This window comes from Mycobacterium montefiorense (assembly GCF_003112775.1).
Lineage (GTDB): Bacteria > Actinomycetota > Actinomycetes > Mycobacteriales > Mycobacteriaceae > Mycobacterium > Mycobacterium montefiorense.
In genome coordinates, this window is record NZ_BFCH01000020.1 from 50,124 (window position 1) to 70,577 (window position 20,454).

The following is a 20,454-nucleotide window of genomic DNA, read 5'->3' on the forward strand; positions in this document are numbered from 1 at the left end:
GTGTGACTTTGTCGGGGATTCTTCGGACCATGTCGCTAGCGCTGGTGCCGGTGGCCGCTATCGCATACATCGTTGCGGCAGGACCCGCGCCATCAGCAAACGCCACGCCATGTGGTGCACCCGAGGCGAACGTCGAACCTCCTGCTGCACCGCCGGCCATGCCCGCGCCGCAGCCGGTTGTTCAACCGCCGACTGGGCGAAGGCCTTCGCACACGAATGACCAGGCGCCGCTGCCGAAGTTGGGGCCGCTGATCGCTTCGTTGCTCACGCCGACGGCTCCCGGCCAGCGATACTCGGCTCCGATGGTCCCGCAGGCGGGTGTAGTACCACCGCCGGGGCCGAACCCGCCCGCACCGGGGGGCCCGCAGTCACCGAACGTCACACCGTTGCGGCCGAACGCGGCCCCGGGTCAGCAGCCGGCGGCACAGCCGGCTCCCGAGGCGGCACCCCCGCCTCCGGCCCAGATCGCGGGAGCGCCGACGTCGTTGGTTGACTGGGTGACCGGCCCCAACGGCCCGAACAAGACGCTGCAACGTTTCGGCATTTCCGGGACGGACCTCGGAATCGTCTGGGACAACGGCGATCCTACGAACCGCCAGGCCCTGATGGCTTTTGGTGACACCTTCGGCTACTGCAAGGTCCGCGGCCAGCAATGGCGGTACAACGTGCTGTTCCGCAGCAATGACCATGACTTGTCCCAGGGAATCCACATCGCGGACGGTGTGCCCAACAACAACTACTCCGGCTCCCCGGTGTGGACCAACGGCCTCTCCAAGCAGGTCGTGAACACCATTCACAAGGCGAGTCACGAAACGGGAATCATCCCGACGTCGGCCATGTCGCTGGGCCGAACGCAGTACATGAGCTACATGTCGATTCGGCAATGGGGACATGACGGCGAATGGTCGACGAACTATTCGGCCATCGCGAGGTCCAACGACAACGGCCAGAACTGGGGGATATTCCCCGGTAGCATCCGCACGGCCGGCGCCGACACGGTGCCGGGCGCCGGGTTCACCCCGGGCAATGAGAACTTTCAAATGGGCGCCTTCATGAAGGGCAACGACGGCTATATCTACAACTTCGGGACGCCGTCGGGACGTGGCGGTGCGGCATTCCTGTCGCGCGTTCCCCCGGGTCAGCTGCCCGACTTGAGCAAGTACCAGTACTGGAACGGCGACAACGGCGGGCACTGGGTCCCGGCCAACCCGGGCGCGGCGACGCCGCTTTGGCCCGGGCCGGTCGGCGAGATGTCGGCCCAGTACAACAGCTACTTGAAGCAGTACCTGGTGCTGTACACCAACGGTGGCAGTAACGACGTGGTGGCACGGACCGCGCCGACGCCGCAAGGGCCGTGGAGTCCAGAGCAGCCGCTCGTCTCGTCGTTCCAGATGCCCGGCGGTATCTACGCGCCGATGATCCATCCCTGGTCGTCGGGTCGGGACCTCTACTTCAACCTATCGCTGTGGTCGGCGTACGACGTGATGCTGATGCACACGGTGCTGCCGTAGTCATGTCCTGGGTTGCGCACGGCAGAACGTGAATTGAGTTGCCGCACAAAACGTATGCCGGCGGGTAACTACTTCGCGTTCGATGATCCGGAGCCGAGGCCGCGCTGGGCGTCCCTGCGCCAGACTTTTCGGATCGTCTCCCACAGGGGCCCGCCTGTGTCGGCATTGCTCGATTGGTCCGGGAAGTTGTTACTGACGAACAACATCTCGTCGCCGGCTTCGAGCACCTCGCCGGGCTGAGGAACTATCACGTTGTCTCCTCGGAGTACGGTGACCAAAACGGTGGCCTCAGGCAAATCCAATTCGCGCACTTGCTGCCCGACGAGTGGGTCACGTTCGGGCAGCGTCAGTTTCGTTAGTGCTGCTCGTCCTTCGTGAAACGCCATCAATCGCACCAAGTGGCCAACGTCGATGGCGCCCTCGATTCCTGCAACCATGGCCTCCGGCGTCGAGACGGCCACGTCGATACCCCATGTTTGGGTGAAGAGCCACTCGTTGCGGACATCGTTGATCCGTGCCACCACCCTGGGCACCCCGAATTCGACCTTGGCCAGCAGGCCCACCACCAGATTGGACTTGTCATCTCCAGTTGCGGCAATCACGACGTCGCACGTCTGAAGGCCCGCCTCTTGCAATGCTGTCAGCTCGCAAGCGTCCGCATTCAGCCAGTCCGCATCGGGAACCGTGTTTGGTTCAAAGTTGCTGCGTTCGCGTTCAATCAACAGAATCTTGTGGCCGCTTTCCAGCAACTCGCCCGCGATCGAACGGCCGATCTTGCCCGCGCCGGCAATCGCGATTCGCATTTTTCGCTTCACCACTCAGCCATCTTGTCTCATCGAGGGTGGCAGGGTCCGGATACTTCACCAACCACACCGAGCGTTGCGCGGCCTGGTGCTGATTTACTGGCAGCACGCCAAGGCAGTGCCTTCGTCGTAGATGAGTGCCGACCGGCACCGGCTGCCGGGACATATCCGGACGGGAATGTAATGAGCTTGCAACAGCTGTATCTGGCGTTGCTGATCGGTGGCCTCGTGCTGCTGGCCAGCATTGTCGGCACTCGGGTGGCAAGTCGCGTCGGGTTTCCCAGCCTCCTTTTCTTCCTGTTGGTCGGCGTCGTGCTGGGCGAGGACGCGCTCGGTCTTCAGTTCGACGACGTGGAACTAGCCAGGAACATGGGCACAGCGGCGCTGGCCGTGATCCTCGTCGAAGGCGGTCTGACCACCCGGTTCGCCGACATTCGGAAGGTGCTGGCACCCGCGACCGCATTGGCCACAATCGGCGTCGTCATCAGCACGGTGATCACTGCCCTGGGGGCGCACCTACTCCTTCACATCGACTGGCAGCTCGCCTTGTTGCTCGGAGCCATTGTTTCCTCGACGGATGCCGCCGCGGTGTTCTCGGTCCTGCGGGTGCTCCCGTTGCCCCGGCGGGTGGCCGGACTGCTCGAGGCCGAGTCCGGTTTCAACGATGCGCCCGGTGTGATTCTGGTGCTGATGTTCAGTGTCACGCCCTTCGTGTTCGAGCCGGAGGGCGCGGTCACCGACCTGGCCGGTGAACTCCTCGGTGGTGTCGCGATCGGGGTGGCCATTGGGTACCTGGGTTCCTTCGGGCTGCGACGCATCGCGTTGCCGGCCTCGGGTCTGTACCCGATCGCGACCTTCGGATTGGGGCTTGTCGCGTTCGCCGCCGCCGGCGAGACGCATGCGAGCGGATTCATCGCCGCCTACCTGTCCGCGGTGGTGTTGGCCAACTCAGGGCTGCCACACAAGTCGGCGACCCGGTCGTTCGCCGAAGGAGTCGGCTGGTTGGCGCAGATCGGGCTGTTCGTGCTGCTCGGACTGTTGGTGAACCCCAGCGCCCTGGCGGGTGACATGGTCGCCGCGGTCGTCGTCGGACTCGTCCTGCTGCTCGTCGCCCGGCCGCTGTCAGTCGTGGTTTCGCTCGTATGGTTTGGCGTTCCCTGGCGCGAGCAGGTATTCCTCTCGTGGGCCGGTCTGCGGGGCGCAGTCCCCATCGTGTTGGCGACCTTTCCGGTAGTCGCCGGAGTGGCCGACAGCTATCGCTTGCTGAACATCGTGTTCGTGCTCGTCGTGGTGTTCACCTTGGTGCAGGGTCCCAGCCTTCGCCCGGTGGCTCAGCGGCTGGGCCTGATCGCCCGTGAATCCACCCGGGAAATCCAAGTTGAGGCTGCGCCTCTAGACATGCTCGACGCGGAACTGCTGACGATGACGGTGCAAGCGCCGTCGCGGCTGCACAGTGTCACCATCGTCGAACTCCGGCTACCCGACCCTGCCGTCATCACGCTGATCATCCGCGACGGCCACACGTTCGTGCCAATTCCCGACACCCGGATCAAGACCGGCGACGAGTTGCTGATCGTCACTACCAGCAAAACGCGGGCCGCGGCCGAATCCAGGCTTCGTGCAGTAAGCCGGCGCGGCAAACTCGCCTATTGGTTCGACGAATACGGAGAAGTTGAATGAGCCGTCGATGGCTGCTGCCGTAGCGGCACCCGTCATGACGGGGCGATGACGCGGTGCTCGTAGGCGACCACAGTCTCACCCGGCAAGGCCACAACCTGCTGGAACGCTGAGACCAGCCCGGGCTACCACCCCATTTCTCGATGCTGGCTACCCCAATGGGTGGTAAGCGCGCTACCCCCTCGTAGGGTGGACCGCGACGCGGTCCCAATTTACTTGTCAGCGCACACCGGCAACTGCGCTACGTGGCGCTCTTTGAGTGACGAATGTGGTTTCACATATGCGACTCGAAATTCTTCAGCTGGTAATTCCTGCTGGCTCCAGACGGGTGGGTCGGTAGTGAAACAATCCGATCACTACGACCTGCTCACTGCTTATTTAAAAAACCGCGGTCTGCAAACCGTTTGGCAAAGATCGAATTTCGTTGTCATTGCCGCGCAGTCGGCGCTGCCGGCGATCCTGCTGTCCAGCCCTACCGGGCCTGCCCAGCCGGCCGCGCGGGCGGTATCGGTCGCGATATCGGCACTGGGGCTCGTCGGCGCAACGCTGTGGCTGATCCGTTGGCCCAGCCGCCGAGAGTCGACCCTCTTCGCGTTTTCGGCAATGGCGGCCATCGCAGTCGGGTCCTTGTTCTTGTCCAACCCCTACACCGGTCTGATGGGATGCACGATCTTCGCGGTCCTCGGTGGCTTCATCGCGTACTTCCACTCGATTCGCCTCGTGCTGACCAACTTCGCCGTGGCGGCGACTTGCGCGGTGATCCTGGCGCATCGATTCATCGTGGAGACCGGCGATGTCGCCTTGATCTGCGCCGGGCTGATAACCGTTGCGGTGCTCAATCTCGGTGTGCCGTTTGGCATTCTGTCGTTGATGCATACGCTGCGCAACGACCTCCGAAGTTCTGACCGCGATTCACTCACCGGCTTGCACAACCGGCGCTCGTTCTACAACGCGGTGTCCGAGCTGATGGCGCTGCACGGCCGCCCGGCGGGAACGTATCTGGTGACGGCGGTGATCGACCTGGACAACTTCAAGCAGATCAACGACACCCAGGGGCATGCCGTCGGTGATCAGGCGTTGGTGGCAGTCGGCTCGGCTCTCGAGCAGAACTGCCGGCCGGCTGCAGTGATCGCTCGTATCGGCGGCGAGGAATTCGTCGTCGTCGATACCGCCGCCACGCCGCAGCACGCGAATATGACCGAAGGGCTCCGCCAGGCGGTAGCCGACGTTCCCTTCCCGATTACCGCCAGCATCGGGACATCCGCCATCGCACTGACAGAGCTGTCGGCGATACCCGACATGCAAGTCATCGATGACTTGATCGGAACTGCCGACGCCGCGATGTATGAGGCCAAACGCGCCGGGGGCAACCGGGTATCTCACTCCGCGGAATTGGAACCACGCGCCGCGCCCTGAAGCAGGCTGGTAGGTCAGGACTTTCACGTCGAAGTGATTGGGTCGTGGCGCGCCTTCGGGCGGGCCTAGATCATGAACGGATGACTCAGAGCGCAGCAAGCATCTACACCCAAATCGGCGGATACGAGGCTATCGAGTGCGTGGTCGCAGATTTCTACGACCGCGTGCTTGCCGACGACCAACTTTCAGCATTCTTCACCGGTACGAATATAAGCCGTCTGAAGGGTAAACAGGTCGAGTTTTTCGCTGCTGCGCTCGGCGGGCCCACGGACTACACGGGTGCATCGATGAAGCAAGTGCATCAGGGGCGGGGAATTGCCATGCACCACTTCGATCTAGTCGTTCAGCATTTGGTTCACGCGCTGACCACCGCCGGAGTTCCGCCGAGAACAATGGGGCAGATCATCGCTGCCGTTGCTCCGCTTGCCAGCGAAATTGCATCCGGTGGCGCCGAAAAAATTAGCTGAGTCGAGCACATCTACTTCGCAACGCTCAAGAGCCGCAGTCGGTTACGCCTATCTGCAGTGGATCAATTCCGCGTGGCGGGCAACATGAGATCTGCTCGGTGGTCGGAAATCTCTTCCAGTACGCCGTATGCGCGTGCCTCGCTGGGGGTGTGGCCGAAATTTTTCTTGAACACAGTGTTGAAGGTGCTTCTCGAACGAAAGCCGCAAGCGATGGCGACGCTGTCGATCGAAGTATTCGACGGCGACTGGCGCAGCAGGTCTGCGGCGCGAGTGAGCCGGGTTGAGCGGATCAGGTCGCTTGTCGTGGTCCCGGCCCGCTGAAGGGCCAGCTGGATTTGACGGACCGACCATCCCAACGAGTGGGCGACGCTACGTGGCGTGAGGTCTGGATCGCTTGCGTGCCGGGCGACATGCTCACGTACTGCCTGCTCGACCGAACCGAGAGTGTCCGGACCTCCGCCGCGACCGAGCATGCAAGTCGATAGCAGGTCACTGATGGTGGCGCAGGAACGCGAGAACTCGTAGTCGTCGAGGGTTTCATGCTGCCCGCTCAAGGTCGAGATCATCGCGCTGACCACGGAGCCGAGCCCACCTCGAAAGTCCATGGCGACCGGGCCGCGCGGCATGTTGGTGGGTCTGCGGGCGTCCGCGACATCGAACGTCCAGCCCCGCGCCCAGGAACGATGGTGGATCCGAAGAGCGCGAGACTTGCTGAGCAGAAGTGCCTGGCCCGGCTGCAGACGTACCTGGACGCCGTCCTGCTCGATGTCGATGACTCCGGTGCGGGCGATGAACAACATGCTTCCGCGATCACCGTCGGCGCGCACGTCGGCGGCTGTCTTTACGTAGTGCAAGCCCTCTGACCAGAAATCGACCAGTAGGTAATCACCGTCGCGCTGAACGATGCTGCCCGCTCTGAACATCGCCTTGTCGGGAAAGAGGAAGTGCAATGAACCGTGATTCGCACAGACGTGGTCGACCCAGTAGCCGGCCGGATCGTCGAGCGCTTTGCGGGTGTCGCTGCGCTCAACTGCGTACGTAGTCAGTGTGGGCCGACGCCTTTTCTTGACGTCGACTTGATTCCCTATGTTCATAGCAGGCCCTAAATCATCTCTCTCGACGTGCGTGCAGCCAACTGACAACCAGTATGACGTCGGCAGCCCAACCCATAGTGGGTGCAGCTCAACCACCCTCAGAGCAACCGCGTTTCGTGTTAGCGCCGTCACGTCGGCAAATATTTCCGACGACACGGGTCATTCCCATTCGCGCGGGGTCATCCGTTGCGTTGTGCGCAGGAAGAACCGTCGCTCCGCGGCGCATTCAGCGTGGGTTGTGCCTCAAGTGGTTAGGCAGGGTGGCCCACCCGGTGGGCACATCGATGGTAAGTGCCAAGTGCACAAAACGGTGCACAGCGACGGTCGAGACCCGTTCGGGGTTCCATCGCAACACGTACGGCACGAGTTGGATGGGTATCACGCGCCGCATCGGGGCGGTCATCTCGGACCCGGCAACAGAGCCCGTCGTGAGGATCCAATCGACGTCCGGCTGCGCCGTCCACTGACAAGCGGACAAATCGGAATCTAAGAGCTCGATAGTGTGCGGTGATACCCCGGCAGCCTCAAGGGCCTGCCGTTCGGCTAGCGCCCATGCCGGGAACAGTGCCTCACTATGAATGCCGAGCGTCTCGCCCGCCAATTCGGCCAGAGCTACCGTCTCGCGGATGGCAAGGCGGTGATTCGTCCTCAGTCCGATTAGCAAGATCTCGCCGCAGAATACTTCTGCTACGACTCCGGGGAGATCTGGCACCAGTCCGCAGGTGATTGCGACATCGACTGTCCCCTCGGCGACAGCACGGTTGAGGTCGGTCAGCCACATCCGCTGAATAACAAGGTCGACGTCGGGTGCCTCGGAGCGCAGGGCTTGCGCAAGGTGGGGTGCGAGAAGCCGCCCGACCGGCGGCGTGATACCCAGCTGCACGGTGCCGGCGTCGCCCTGGGCCAATCGATGTACCGCGGCGGTGGCAGCGGCGGCCTCATCGAGAACGACTTTGGCGGGGTCGAGCAACTCCGCTCCGGCGGGGGTCAAGGCGACTCGGCGGGTGTTGCGCGTTAACAGCGCCGCACCCAGCTCGCGCTCTAAACGCCGGATCAGATCGCTCAGCGTTGGTTGCCCCATGTGCAGCTTTTGTGCAGCGCGACCGAAGTGCAGCTCCGTAGCCACAGCAACGAAGGCCTCAAGCTGTCGCAGCTCCACTCGCAAATACTAACCACGCTAGAAGTAAACATTCTGGATTAATCGGCGGCGGCGATCACAGCAATCCGAAATTGGCCCTTTATCCGATCGGCGAGGCAACGCAGTCTGTATCCAAACCCATTGACGGCGACGAGGGAAGTTGCATAACCGTCCGCATGGTCCGTTTCTCCCTGACGGCCCATGTAGCCAAGGAGCTATACCGTGAAATACGACCCCATCGACACCGCCGTAGTTGTCATCGATCCGCAGAACGACGTGCTCTCCCCGTCGGGCAGGAATTGGGATGTATTGGGCGCCAGTGTAACTGAGAATAGGACGGTCGAGAACCTCGTCGAAATCTTTATAGCCGCCGCCGCGGGCGGCTACGCCGTGTTTATCTCTCCGCACTACTTCTATCCGACCGACCACCGTTGGTTGTTTAACGGTCCGTTGGAGGCAGATGAACTTCGCACCAGCACATTTGCACGCGTTGGTCCGCTGCGCCTTGACGGCTTCGTTGATTCGGGTGCCGATTGGCTCGACCAGTTCAAGCCGTTCATCGAGGACTCAGCGACCGTCGTCGCCAGTCCTCACAAAGTGTGGGGACCGCAAACCAACGACTTGGTGCTGCAACTGCGCAAGCGACGGATCGACAAGGTGGTCCTGTGCGGCATGCTCGCCAATATCTGTGTGGAATCGCACCTACGGGATTTGCTCGAGCAGGGATTCGAAGTAGCCGTGGTCCGCGATGCTACCGCCGGCCCCCGGCACCCGACCCACGGAGACGGCTACCGGGCTGCCTTGGTCAACTACTCATTTCTCGCACATGCCGTTCCGTCTACCGCCGAGGCGGTCGCGGCCATGGCAAACGAGAGCCAACGTGCGCCGCACGGCGCGGCGGCGTCAGCAATGCGAGCCGGCTGCATCCAAATGAGAGGACCGCGATGAAGTCTTTGGATCTAACTAGTAGTGAGACTGCGGATTTCAGCCGGGGCGAAGTTTATTTTATTGGTAACGCCACCACCTTGATCCGTTTCGGCGGACTGACTGTGCTGACTGATCCCGCCTTTCTACACAAGGGTGAGCATGTCTTTTTGGGCCATGGGATTTGGGCCCGGCGCGAGGTCGAGCCGGCGTGTCAGATCTCAGACCTGCCCCCGATAGACCTAGTCGTCTTATCCCACTACCACGGTGACCATTTCGATGACGTCGCCGCTCGTGAACTCGACAAGACTCTGCCTATCGTGTCGACGGCTGACGCAGTCGACAAGCTGACTGCGTTGGGCTTCACGCACGGCTACCCGCTAGAAACTTGGGAATCACTGGTGGTCCGCAAGGGCGATGCGGAGCTGACGATAACCGCCATGCCGGGCAAACACGCCACAGACGACGCCGTTGACGAACTACTGATGCCCGTTAACGGGCATCTGCTCGATTTCAACCGTGGCGGCGATCATCTCTACCGTCTCTACATCACCGGCGACACCATGCTCGTCGACGACCTCGAGGACATCCCCCGTCGCTACCCCGACATCGACCTCGGACTGATTCACGCCGGTGGCACCACCTTCCTTGTCACAGTCGTCACGATGACCGGCGAGCAGGCGGTGCGAGCGGTTGAGATCACGCGGCCCCACACCGCGATCCCGATCCACTACAACGACTTCTCAGTGTTTATGTCCGGACTTGACGACTTCAAGAAGGCTGCCGAAGCCTCAACCGCAAGTACGCAATTCGTCTATCTCTCCCATGGTGAGACTTACACGTTCACGCCCACTGGCTAGAGGGCCGTCATCTGCGGGCCGGCCCCTCCAGCAGACAGCGGGCCGGCTTCGCTATGCCGGCTGGAGGCTCCCAGTAGTCGGGCCGAACACTTCTAGTGGATGTTTTCCTTCGGTACGCCCTGCGCGATCAGCGCGTCGCGGACGGCGGCCATGAAAGGTAAAGGGCCACATAGGTAGGCGCGTGTGCCGGGCTCGATCGGCAACGCGTCGAGATCGACCCGACCTAGACGCACGCTGCCGTCGGGCTGCCGTTCACCGAGGTCCTCGTAGAACCGGTGCAGCCGTGCATGCGGCAGTTGTTTGACCAATTCGATCAGCTCGGCCCGGTGAGCGTGACCGGCGGCCGACCGATCGGCGTGCAGCACGGCGACGCTGCGGGTACTGGATGTCGCCGCAAGATGGTTAAGCGTGCCGATGATCGGCGTGCTGGAGCAGCGCTTCGACCGCTATGGATTGGGGCTCGGCGACACGCGTTATGCGGCAGTCATCTTGCAGCCGGACGTCGGTCTGTCCCAGATCTCCAAAGACGAGAGCCCAGAAATCCTCAAGCGGCTCCAAAGCCAAGCGGCCAGATTCTCGCACGTGGGGTTCTCGATGAGGTGATTCATCAGGTTGCGGTCGAGCTGATTGATCAAGGGTCTTACCGCGGCGTCGATTGCGGCGAAGTCGACAACGAATCCGCTGTGTGGATCGGGGACTCCCTTGACTCCCACGATCAGCGTGAATGTGTGGCAGTGCAGGTTTGCGCCTTTATGCCCTTCGGCCACATGTGGCAGGTAATCGGCCGCCTCGAACGTGAACTTTTTGAATACCTCTATTGCAGAGTTTGGTCGCTGCCCCGCATTCTGGGCGAAGGTCGACTCCTGCGCATGCGTCCAGATGAGCGGTTCGCTTTCTACCACTGCTGTGGTCGTGCCGCCGCCATGTGGATCGATTTCGAGGATACTCTGCAACATACACATACTTTGCCGCAGCGAAGTGGCGTTGTCTGTCCCCCATCCGTTGGGTTCCCCCGTCCCCCGGTTGGGGTACCGTCCTCGATCGGGGTCGCGGGTATCCATTGATTGACGGATATTGGATTCGCGCTTTTCTTCCGGTCAACCGTCCGATAAGCATCACAAAAGCGATCTTTAAAGCGCTGCCGGGTGAACCCTCGACGGCTGTGCGAATGAATTTCGAGCAACTGACATTGCAGCTGTGGCCTAGATGAGCCTGTCCTTGCAACCCTTGTTCGCCGAACCGGCTTTCGTATGCCAGCGTACTTAGCGTTGCGCTTGCGTATCCGACGCAGGGTCGCCGCGCCGCTGCCGGGCAACTAAACGTGGTGTCACGTAGCCAGGAAATGCGCGTCCTGGATACCGGCGTTCTGGCACGGCAACATTCAAGATGTGAGTGAGTACCAGTTAGCATCCAGAGCGTGCGCCGGGGCCAGAGCCGCCGCCGCCTGGCCGGGCATTTTTCCGAGATCCCCACGCCGTCGTCACTGACTGCGATGGCCCGACAGCGAAGCGTGTCATCGACCGGTCTCGCCTTCGATGTTTGCCCGGGCCTGCCCATCTACCGGCTGGATGTGCATGATTATCTTGTCTGGGCAGCCAATGCCGGCGTTGATCGGTGACGATGCAGCCGCCGAAGTTTATGCCACAAGGGATTTGCGTATCGCGGGGGCGATAGCGCCGAGCGGTTCGGCAACGCGTGTTTCCGGAGGCTACCGGGTGAGTGGTCAGTGGCAATGGAACAGCGGCGGTGTGCACAGCAATTGGGTTGCCGTGGGGGCCTTGACAACTGAAGAAGGTCCAGTACATCGAATCTTTTTGATTCCGGTTTCACAAACCGTGCAGCTCGATACCTGGCATGCCGCCGGTTTGGCCGGGACGGCGTCTAACGGTATCCGTATCGACGATGTCTTTGTGCCGTCCTCACGTACGTTGCCGCTCGAGCAGATGATGGACGGACATTTCCCACAACGTCGCTACAGCGCAAACCCGTACTTCAACCGTCCCTGGGTGATGCTAGCCAACTTCAGCGCCGGAGCGACGATGCTGGGTATGGCCCGCGGCGCAATGGACGTCTTCATGGACGCCTTGCCAACCAGGGGACCGGACACCGCGTTCCTGTGAACATCGGCCTGCGCGTTGCACGCGATCACATGACTTCAGCAGCAATAGTTTTCAGCGTGGGCCGCTATGTTCCGAGCTGCGGGACGACGGAAGTCCTACGCGCTTCTGATACGGCGACTAGGCTACGGCCTTCGCGGATTTCATTCACCTGGTTGATATGTCAACTTGCTGGGCTACGATGGGCGCGTGGCTGACGAACCATGGCTCAGTGCCGAGGAGCAGCAGGCCTGGCGAGCTTTCACGGAGATGCGGCATATCCTGGAACGGCATCTGGAGCGGCACTTACAGCGTGAGTTCGGCCTGTCCGACCCCGATTTCGAGATACTGGTCAACCTCTCCGAATCCCCAAAGGGACGGCTGCGCGCGTTCGAACTAGGCGGGGCGACACAATGGGAAAAGAGCCGGATGTCGCATCACCTGAGCCGGATGGAAAAACGAGGACTGATCCGCCGGAAAGCCTCCGGTGCGCGCTATCCGGATATCGTTTTGACCAAGGCCGGACGGGATGCCATCGAGGCTAGTGCACCGGCCAACGCGGTCCGCGTGCGGAGGTTCTTCATCGACATACTTGGGCCCGACCGTCTCGCGATGCTGCGAGAAGCCGCAGACGACGTGCTCGCCGCTATCGAAGAACACCAGCAACGCGACTGCCCGCCCGAAATCAGCGGTTGCTGAGGCTATTCAGCCAGATGCGGTGTACCCAAGTGGCGCCGCTACGTCAGCGAACCGTAGCCGTCGCGCAGCTAGGAAGTATGCAGCCTGAATAGGCGCCGAAGACCGCAGCATTATCGAAGGGATGAAACTGCCGATGACGACTATTCGTCCTGCGGGGCGTTGGCTGAACTTGGATTGGGTGCTTCCGATTATCCAGCTAGGCTCGGTCTCCGGGCTCACCCAGGTTGACATATCAACCTTCTGAAAGGTAATTTCGGATTGCCAAGTTGACATATCAACCCGAAAGCCGACGAGGATGCAATGCCTAAACGACGGTCGATCGCGCCGGACAATGCTTATGCGGCATTGCAAGCTTGATGCGGAGTCCGCGCGTGATCCCGTCGCGCCGCACCCATGTGCCATGCAAGTTAGTCAACATGATTTCGTTATGATGCTCGGCCGCGCAAGGTAGCCCGGGGAAGATGCAGGGTCAGCAGGCAGCCGATGGACGTCCGATTGGCGAGACCACTTTGGCGCAGTTTCTGCGTGCTCGCCGAGGTCGAGTCCGGCCCACCGATGTCGGTCTGACTATCGGCGGACGACGCAGGGTCGCCGGACTCCGCCGGGAGGAAGTGGCAGTGCTTGCCGGTATCGGCACCGACTACTACCGACGCCTTGAGCAAGGCCAAGAAGACAATCCGTCAGATCGGGTGCTCGACGCTATCGGCAGGGCGCTGCAACTCGATGACGACGCCTTGGCGCACATGCGAAACCTGGTGCACCACAACTCTGTTGCCGGGCATGTGGAACCGCTGCAGGAGCCGCATCATGCAATCGGGGTCCTACTTGACGGCTGGTCGCTGACGGCCGCGCTTGTCGTTGACCCCGGCATGACCGTGGTCAGCGCGAACAAGCTTGCCCAAGCGCTCTGCCCGCATCTTGGGGTCGGGGCTAACACCGTGCGGGCCTTCTTTGTCGAGCCACAGATGCGAAGTTTCTACCGTAACTGGGAGACGCTGACTGCATGGTGTGTCTCGTTTATCCGCGCGATGCTTGGCCAACGTCGTGATCCGGCTCTGATCAGCCTGGTCGACGAATTGAGAACCCGCAGTGCACGGTTCCGTCAGTTGTGGGCTGAGCATGACGTCACACAGGAGACTCCTGGCGTGATGCTGATCAATCACCCGCAGGTAGGGCCCCTGGATCTCAACTACCAGCAGATGCTGTTGCCGCGGACCGGCCATTGGCTCGTCACGTACTGGGCTGAACCCGGGTCCGCATCCGAAGCCGCCCTTCGGCGTCTGGCCAGTAGCTAACCGGGGCTGTGGCACAGCCAGGAATTGTTCGGCCTGGTTAGACACCGAAGGCCGCTGCAGTATCGGAGTATGAGCCTCAACGAATCCGCACATCGACTTGGGCTTGAAAGGTCTGTGCCAGAAGAGAATTCACCACATCCCAGCCGATCGTACATCCGGCATCCGCGCGACCTGTACCGCTGGCTGTGTGCGGAGGCGCCGGTCCAGCGCGTGGTGATGTGGGACGGGAGGCCCGCATGGCTGGTAACTCGATACGTCGAGGCAAAGGCAGTATTGAACGATCCACGGCTCCGCAGGAACGGGTATCAGCTAATGGATCTGTTGCCTTCGTCCAGCTATGGTCCTCGCTGGTCACTGGTGAACAGCCACATGCAGCAGCAAGACCCACCGGAGCATGCGCGGCTACGCAAACTGATTACCACCGCACTCACGCCCCACAGTGTTCAGAAGATCCAGCGCGACATCATCCGGATCGCTGACGAATTGCTTGATGGTGTTGCGGTTGCCGCCGCAGCCGGCGGCACGGTCGACTTGGTGCAGTTGTACGCCATGCCACTGGCGCTCCGGGTCATCAGCAAATTACTAGGCGTGCCGGCCGGCGAGGCCGAAGACTTTCGGATACGCATCGAACCATTACTCACCAGCACCGGGGCCCCTATCCTGGGCGCGATCGAGTACATCGTGGCCGACTTGTTGGACGGGTTGATCGCACAGAAGCGCGTACGGCCGGAGGGCGACCTGTTTAGTGCATTAGTGCATATGTCCGACGGAGAAGAGCAGCTGTCTCATGATGAGCTGGTTTCGGCGGGGCTCCTGCTGGTCCTGGCGGGATACGACACTAGCGTGCACCTTATCTGCAATGGCATTCGCGCATTGCTGCGCAACACATCTCAGCTGATGGCAGTGCGTACTGATCCATCACTGCTATGCGGCGCGGTGCAGGAATTCTTGCGGTTTGAAAACCCGCTCAATGTCGCTACCGCCCGTTTCACTACCGAAACCGTGTACATCGGCGACGTCGAGATACCACCGGGTCAACTTGTGCTCGTGGGTCTGTTGCGCTCGAATGACGGCTGCCTCGGAGCATGGCTGGCCCGGCTCGAGGGCGAGATTGCAATCGGCCGTTTACTTGATCGATTTGGGCGAATTACGTTGGTCGACAACGCTCTTCTGCGTTACGGAGAGCGAGCCGTGATGCCTGGACTTACTACCCTTCCGGTTCGTGTCGGCGCATAGCCCTCACCAGTTGCAACCTAAAGGAACTGCATGTCATGCGACGAAATCCATTCCCGCCAGTATCAGGGAAACATGAAAGTCGAGAGATCGGCATCATTGTGGGCTGCTTGCTTGCACCCGTAGCGACACCGGCGCTCATATGGGCGAGCTTCGCCACGGGTCTTCGTCTCGGGCATGTCATGCTGACGCTGTCCGTCGCCGTCGTGACATCAAATACGGTGTGGTGCACCAGCAGTCGTGCCCTTGCGCAAGATAAATATTGCCAGAATGGGCACATTAGAGAGCGAGATTGCCAATGACCGAAAAAGGGCCTTCTGACCGAACGTAGACCACAACACAACGCCACTCAGGAGAGAGGGAAACCGGGATGGGCATGCTGGATAACAAGGTTGCGTTTATCACTGGAGCAGCGCGGGGGCAGGGACGTAGCCACGCCATCCGGCTCGCGGAAGAGGGCGCAGATATCATCGCCATCGATCTATGCGGACAAATTGACTGCGTTCCGTATCAGATGGGCACGGTCGATGACTTGGAGTGCACAACAAAAGCGGTTGAATCGCTTGGCCGGAGGATCGTCGCCAAAACGGCTGACGTTCGTGACGTATCGGCATTGCAGAAGGTCGTGTCCGAAGCAACGCGCGACCTCGGCGAGATCAGCATCGTCGTAGCCAATGCGGGGATTGCGGCGGTCGGCACCAAAGACCCCAATCCTGACACGGTGTTCCGAGACGTCATCGACGTCAACCTTATCGGCATATGGAACACCGTCATGGCTGCCGCTCCTGGTATGCGTGCAGCAGGCAAGGGCGGATCGATTGTGCTCATCAGCTCCACTCAGGGACTCAAGGGCACCGGTGGTGACGGTACTGCCGCGAACGCCGGCTACGTCGCGGCCAAACATGGTGTCGTGGGCCTAATGCGCTCGTTCACGCACTGGCTAGCGAAGGACAACATCCGCGTCAATAGCGTGCATCCGACGGGAGTTGAAACACCAATGATCGCGAATGAGGCGGTTAGCACATACTTAGCGAACAATCCGGAGGTCGCGCAAGCAACCGTAAATCTTCTTCCCGTTCCGTTTGTCCAGCCTGCGGACATCAGTGATGCAGTCCTTTGGCTGGTCAGCGATCGCGCCAAATACGTTACCGGAGTGACGCTTCCGGTTGATGCGGGCTTCTGTGCTCGGTAGCGGCCTGCATTCGGACCAGGAACCTGGTCAAAGCCTCCTCTCGAAAGGCATCAAGTGAAATCGCAACTCTGCGCGGCTAAGCCGGACGTTGACCTGATCGACGGTGAATTTTACGCGAACGGGTCTGCACGGGATACGTATCGATGGATGCGGGCCAATCAACCGGTCTTTCGCGATCGCAACGGACTGGCGGCGGCGACGACGCATCAGTCAATTATCGATGCCGAGCGGAATCCGTCGGTATTTTCCAGCGCCGGAGGGATCCGGCCAGAATATCCAGGAATGTTTTACATGCTCGATCTGGATGACCCCGCACACTTGTTGCGCCGCAAGCTTGTAAGTACCGCCTTCACCCGTAAGGGTGTGCTCGGCAAGGAACCCTCCGTCCGTCGGCTGTGCGACCACTTGATCGATGCGATCTGTGAACGTGGGGAATGCGATTTCGTCCGCGATATCGCCGCACCGCTACCGATGGCGGTGATCGGCGACATGCTTGGGGTGGTACCCGAGGATCATGACATGTTGCTGAGATGGTCCGACGACCTGATGACCGGACTCAGCTCAGCCGCTGACGGTCAGAAAATGCAGGCGATGCTAGGAGCGTTCGGCGCATACACCTCCTACACCATGGACATCATTGCGAAACGTCGCGCCGAGCCCACCGACGATCTCTTCAGTGTTCTGGTCGATGCCGAAGTCGAAGGGCAGCGAATGACTGATGACCAAATCGTCTATGAGACACTGTTGATCCTCATCGCTGGAGATGAGACAACGCGGCATACGTTGTCCGGCGGCATCGAACAACTGTTGCGACATCGTGAGGAATGGGGCCGATCGGCCTCCGATGTCGGCCTGCTTCCGGGTGCGATCGAAGAAATGTTGCGCTGGACCTCGCCCGTCAAGAACATGTGTCGCACGCTGACAGCCGATATCGAGTTTCACGGCACGCCCCTGTGGAAGGGCGAGAAAATCATGCTGATGTTCGAGTCGGCCAATTTCGACGAATCCGTATTCGGCGACCCTGACAACTTTCGCATCGATCGAAATCCCAACAACCATCTTGCGTTTGGCTTCGGAACACACTTCTGTCTGGGAAACCAGCTTGCGCGACTGGAGCTTTCGGTGATGACCAAACGGCTGCTGCAGCGGTTGCCCGACCTGCGCCTGGCCTTCAGCGCTGAAGCACCACTGCGGGCCGCCAACTTTGTCTCGGGGCCGGAGTCGATGCCGGTGGTATTCACACCGACCCCTGCCATCGGCACTTCGTAGCACGTCCAACATCGTCTCCGGCGAGCATCAGGGTGACTTGCCCAGAGTGAAAGGAACTCTCGTGTTAGTCCGATTCGGTTTGGTCGGCGGCGAGCAACTCCGACATTCCGGCAATCACCCAGCCGAGCTGCATGTCGAACGCTGCGCGACTGCGGTCATCGGAAAGCCCCGCCTCGACGGCCGCGTCGTGCAGCGCCGAGTTCGACTCCGCCGACGCGGTCCAGGCCATCGAGGGCGCGGAGGCATCGAGTGCAGCGCCCAAACACAGCACATCGAGGGCCGACACCGAAAGCACGATTGACCTGGCGCTGAACCCGGTGTTGGTCAGTTTGGTTGCAAGAGAATCGTATTGGCGCAATGTCGTGGGATTGCTGACTGCCTGTCCCACCAGTGCCGGGATTGCGCCGGGATGGCGCGCGAACGCGTCGCGATAACTGCCGGCCCATCGACGGACCATTTCTTCCCAATCGCCGGGATCGCCGCATTCCCAGTCGGCGATCACCGCGCGGACCCCTTCGAGCACACCGGTTCTGCCTTTGACGTGGTGATACACCGACGACACGCTGACCCTTAATTCACGTGCCAGCTCCGGCATGTTGAGGCTGCCGGTCTGGTCGAGTTGGTTGAGCGCCGTCCGGTAGATCAGATCGGGGGACAGGATGGGTTTCGATGGCCGTGCCACGGATTCGCCTCCTTTCGGTCGGTTAGTCGTGGGATCGATGCGCTACTTCGGCCGCCACCACCGTCAGCGGGACCACGCTTTCGGCGAACTCGTCGGGCGGCACCTGTACCGGATCCAACGCGAAGGCCGATAGGTCGGCCCGTCGTCCGGGTGCAATCATTCCGGCCACCGAAGAGAGGCCGGCTGCGGCAGCGGCGTGTGTGGTGTATCCCTCGAGTGCCATGAGTGCGGTGAGCTTCTGCTGTCCGCCGATCGGTGCGTCATCGGGGTGGCCGTGTCTGCGCCGCAGCTGCGCGTCGGCGATGATGCCTCGCGGGTCGTAGGGCGCCACCGGCCAATCGGAACCGAGGGCCACCCGCGCTCCTGCTTCGCGAAGATCGCGGATCCGGAACCCTTGGTCGGCTCGGTCGGCGCCGAGTCGGGTCGACCAGTTGTCGCTGTGGTCGGCGCGGGTGTAGAGGGTGCAGTGAGTCGGCTGCATGCTGGCGGTGACGTCGAGGTGACGGAAGCGTGGTAACAACTCATCGGGGATGGTCTCGATGTGCTCGATCCGGTGCGGGACCTGTCGAGGCGACGTCTCGGTGGCTCGCGCTGGGATGCCGGAGAGCGCATCGAGCACATACCGCACGCCGGCGTCGCCGATCGCATGGGTCACGGTCGGTACGCCGGCCGCCGCCAGATAGCGAACGCAATCGATGTACTCGTCGGGGTCGGGCCAGAACGGCGCGGTCGACTCACCGTGGCAGTCGGGATGATCGAGCCAAGCCGTGCCGGCGTCGATGGTGCCGTCGATCATGAACTTCGCGCCCTCCACCTGCCAGCGGTCACCGCGCATTCGCTGTAGGTCGATAACGTGATCCAGGAACTCACGTTTGGAGCCGGGCATGCACATCGGCGCGAACCTCAACCGTAGCGGCAGCGGTGTATCACCCGGCAGGGATGCCATCACTTCGTCGGCGCGGCCGTCGAAGTCCATCGCGTTGCCGGCGGTCAGGCCGGTGGCGGCCATCGCGGCCAGCAGTGCCTGCAGACGCGACTGAGCTTCGGCCACAGACGGTTGGGGCATCACATTCCGGACCAGGTCGTAGGCCGGTATCTCAAGCAGATGCCCGGTGGGGCGACCCTCATCACACACCACCGCCGCCGCCCCGTCGAATCGCATCGCGCCGCGAATCCCTGCCAGGTGTAGCGCTGCCGGTGTGGCGATCACCGAATGCCCGTCGAACAGGATCAGCAAGGCGGGGATATCTCCGACCGCGGCGACGATCGGTACCGATGTGATCGGCTGTCTCCCAAATGCATTGGGATCTAGTCCCCACCCCTGCAGCCACTCCTGGTGCGGCTGCGCGATCCGGTAGGCACGAAGCTCGTCGACCAGCTCGTCGAGCGTGCGCACTGCGGAAAGGTCCGCACCGTTGGCCATGGTGACGCCGAGCATCGGGTGGATGTGCCCGTCGACGAACCCGGGGTGACCGTGGCCGAACCCAGGTCGATCACCTCGGAGCCAGCCGATCGCCAGCCTCTCGCGTCGGCGCGGTCGCCGACGGCAGTAATGACCCCACCGCTCATGGCGACTGCTTGCGCGTGTGGGTGCGCGGGGTCCATCGTGCGGATGCGATCGGCAAGGACGATGAGGTCGGCGCCGTTCGGCGCGCTCATCGGTGCAAGCACGGATGTCGTGCCGGTCATGGGGCTCCTACGTGGCCGAAATCGAATCGGTTTCGGTTAGTGTGCGACACGGATGCCAATTTCGCAGCAGCCTCGTCATCGCACCCATCCCGTTCGCTTGGATGACAAGGCGAGCGTTTCGGCGAGACCTTCGGCCGCGGTTGGCCTTTGAAATCTCAGCAAAGGCGGCGAGGTGGGCGCAGTCAGAATCCTTTGGTGGGTGCCTCTACCGGAACTGACCTGTGCCCCTGTTCAGAGTCGGTTGATGGGTGACGTTTCTGTTTCGGTTGATCCTTGACACTCGTGTTGTGTTTTAGGTGCCTGCGCTGGTGCGCAGGGCCCGTTTGTTTCGTACCTCTCCGGTGCTGGTTCGGGCGGCGGTTTTGACTAGATCGTCGCCGATGAAAAAGCGGAGTAGGTCGCCGTCGAC

Annotated in this window: 19 protein-coding genes and 1 pseudogene; 13 read left to right on the forward strand and 7 right to left on the reverse strand. The window is 61.5% G+C overall.

Features of this window, described 5'->3' with window-relative positions:
* Positions 1 to 29 precede the first annotated feature (29 nt).
* The gene (locus DB708_RS19595; RefSeq protein WP_108924685.1) at positions 30 to 1,511 is read left to right on the forward strand and encodes a DUF4185 domain-containing protein; all 1,482 of its coding nucleotides are present in this window, start codon (positions 30 to 32) and stop codon (positions 1,509 to 1,511) included.
* A 68-nt stretch (positions 1,512 to 1,579) separates the two neighbouring features.
* Here the strand turns inward: DB708_RS19595 and DB708_RS19600 are convergent, their stop codons facing one another.
* Positions 1,580 to 2,314, reverse strand: coding sequence for a potassium channel family protein (locus DB708_RS19600; RefSeq protein ID WP_108924687.1), 735 nt, complete (start codon positions 2,312 to 2,314; stop codon positions 1,580 to 1,582).
* 183 nt (positions 2,315 to 2,497) lie between these two features.
* Between DB708_RS19600 and DB708_RS19605 the strand changes: the two genes are divergently transcribed.
* From DB708_RS19605 to DB708_RS19615, 3 genes are all read left to right on the forward strand, one after another.
* Positions 2,498 to 3,994, forward strand: a complete 1,497-nt coding sequence (locus tag DB708_RS19605) for a potassium/proton antiporter (protein ID WP_108924689.1) — start codon at positions 2,498 to 2,500, stop codon at positions 3,992 to 3,994.
* Positions 3,995 to 4,330: 336 nt separating this feature from the next.
* Positions 4,331 to 5,407 (forward strand): GGDEF domain-containing protein, encoded by a 1,077-nt coding sequence (locus DB708_RS19610; protein ID WP_108924691.1) that lies wholly within the window; start codon positions 4,331 to 4,333, stop codon positions 5,405 to 5,407.
* Positions 5,408 to 5,487: 80 nt separating this feature from the next.
* Complete coding sequence (locus DB708_RS19615; RefSeq protein WP_108924693.1) at positions 5,488 to 5,874, forward strand: group I truncated hemoglobin; 387 nt, start codon at positions 5,488 to 5,490, stop codon at positions 5,872 to 5,874.
* 62 nt (positions 5,875 to 5,936) lie between these two features.
* Here the strand turns inward: DB708_RS19615 and DB708_RS19620 are convergent, their stop codons facing one another.
* Complete coding sequence (locus DB708_RS19620) at positions 5,937 to 6,968, reverse strand: helix-turn-helix domain-containing protein (protein WP_108924694.1); 1,032 nt, start codon at positions 6,966 to 6,968, stop codon at positions 5,937 to 5,939.
* A gap of 226 nt (positions 6,969 to 7,194) precedes the next feature.
* Positions 7,195 to 8,127, reverse strand: a complete 933-nt coding sequence (locus DB708_RS19625) for a LysR family transcriptional regulator (RefSeq protein WP_108924695.1) — start codon at positions 8,125 to 8,127, stop codon at positions 7,195 to 7,197.
* Positions 8,128 to 8,328: 201 nt separating this feature from the next.
* Here DB708_RS19625 and DB708_RS19630 point away from each other — a divergent pair, with 201 nt between their 5' ends.
* Together DB708_RS19630 and DB708_RS19635 are read left to right on the forward strand one after the other, a co-directional pair.
* Positions 8,329 to 9,054 (forward strand): cysteine hydrolase family protein, encoded by a 726-nt coding sequence (locus DB708_RS19630; RefSeq protein WP_108924697.1) that lies wholly within the window; start codon positions 8,329 to 8,331, stop codon positions 9,052 to 9,054.
* Positions 9,051 to 9,890: an MBL fold metallo-hydrolase gene (locus DB708_RS19635; protein WP_108924698.1), complete on the forward strand. Its 840-nt coding sequence runs from the start codon at positions 9,051 to 9,053 to the stop codon at positions 9,888 to 9,890. Before DB708_RS19630 ends, DB708_RS19635 begins: the two co-directional genes overlap by 4 nt.
* A 51-nt stretch (positions 9,891 to 9,941) precedes the next feature.
* Here DB708_RS19635 and DB708_RS19640 read toward each other — a convergent pair.
* Positions 9,942 to 10,315 (reverse strand): annotated as a pseudogene (locus tag DB708_RS19640) (hemin transporter); the annotation flags it as partial.
* A gap of 48 nt (positions 10,316 to 10,363) precedes the next feature.
* Positions 10,364 to 10,846, reverse strand: coding sequence for a 6-pyruvoyl trahydropterin synthase family protein (locus DB708_RS19645; RefSeq protein WP_201263567.1), 483 nt, complete (start codon positions 10,844 to 10,846; stop codon positions 10,364 to 10,366).
* A 461-nt stretch (positions 10,847 to 11,307) separates the two neighbouring features.
* On the opposite strand from DB708_RS19645, the gene DB708_RS27075 reads away from it, so the two are divergent.
* The 7 genes from DB708_RS27075 to DB708_RS19675 all read left to right on the forward strand — a co-directional run bounded on the left by DB708_RS27075 (position 11,308) and on the right by DB708_RS19675 (position 17,674).
* Positions 11,308 to 11,508 (forward strand): hypothetical protein, encoded by a 201-nt coding sequence (locus DB708_RS27075; protein WP_133251029.1) that lies wholly within the window; start codon positions 11,308 to 11,310, stop codon positions 11,506 to 11,508.
* Complete coding sequence (locus DB708_RS19650) at positions 11,489 to 12,010, forward strand: acyl-CoA dehydrogenase family protein (RefSeq protein WP_108924702.1); 522 nt, start codon at positions 11,489 to 11,491, stop codon at positions 12,008 to 12,010. The genes DB708_RS27075 and DB708_RS19650 overlap by 20 nt, the downstream gene beginning before the upstream one ends.
* A 186-nt stretch (positions 12,011 to 12,196) precedes the next feature.
* The gene (locus DB708_RS19655; protein WP_108924704.1) at positions 12,197 to 12,685 is read left to right on the forward strand and encodes a MarR family winged helix-turn-helix transcriptional regulator; all 489 of its coding nucleotides are present in this window, start codon (positions 12,197 to 12,199) and stop codon (positions 12,683 to 12,685) included.
* A 461-nt stretch (positions 12,686 to 13,146) separates the two neighbouring features.
* Positions 13,147 to 13,980 (forward strand): helix-turn-helix transcriptional regulator, encoded by an 834-nt coding sequence (locus DB708_RS19660; protein WP_108924706.1) that lies wholly within the window; start codon positions 13,147 to 13,149, stop codon positions 13,978 to 13,980.
* Positions 13,981 to 14,049: 69 nt separating this feature from the next.
* Positions 14,050 to 15,216, forward strand: a complete 1,167-nt coding sequence (locus DB708_RS19665) for a cytochrome P450 family protein (RefSeq protein WP_133251030.1) — start codon at positions 14,050 to 14,052, stop codon at positions 15,214 to 15,216.
* A 367-nt stretch (positions 15,217 to 15,583) separates the two neighbouring features.
* Entirely contained in the window at positions 15,584 to 16,405 is an 822-nt protein-coding gene (locus DB708_RS19670; RefSeq protein ID WP_108924710.1) for a mycofactocin-coupled SDR family oxidoreductase, read from the forward strand.
* 54 nt (positions 16,406 to 16,459) lie between these two features.
* Positions 16,460 to 17,674: a cytochrome P450 gene (locus DB708_RS19675; RefSeq protein WP_235616860.1), complete on the forward strand. Its 1,215-nt coding sequence runs from the start codon at positions 16,460 to 16,462 to the stop codon at positions 17,672 to 17,674.
* Between the two features lie 64 nt (positions 17,675 to 17,738).
* Here DB708_RS19675 and DB708_RS19680 read toward each other — a convergent pair whose 3' ends face one another.
* A complete protein-coding gene (locus DB708_RS19680; protein ID WP_108924714.1) occupies positions 17,739 to 18,356 on the reverse strand; it encodes a TetR/AcrR family transcriptional regulator C-terminal domain-containing protein in 618 nt (205 codons plus the stop codon).
* Positions 18,357 to 18,378: 22 nt separating this feature from the next.
* Positions 18,379 to 19,794, reverse strand: coding sequence for an amidohydrolase (locus DB708_RS19685; protein WP_235616861.1), 1,416 nt, complete (start codon positions 19,792 to 19,794; stop codon positions 18,379 to 18,381).
* Positions 19,795 to 20,454 lie beyond the last annotated feature (660 nt).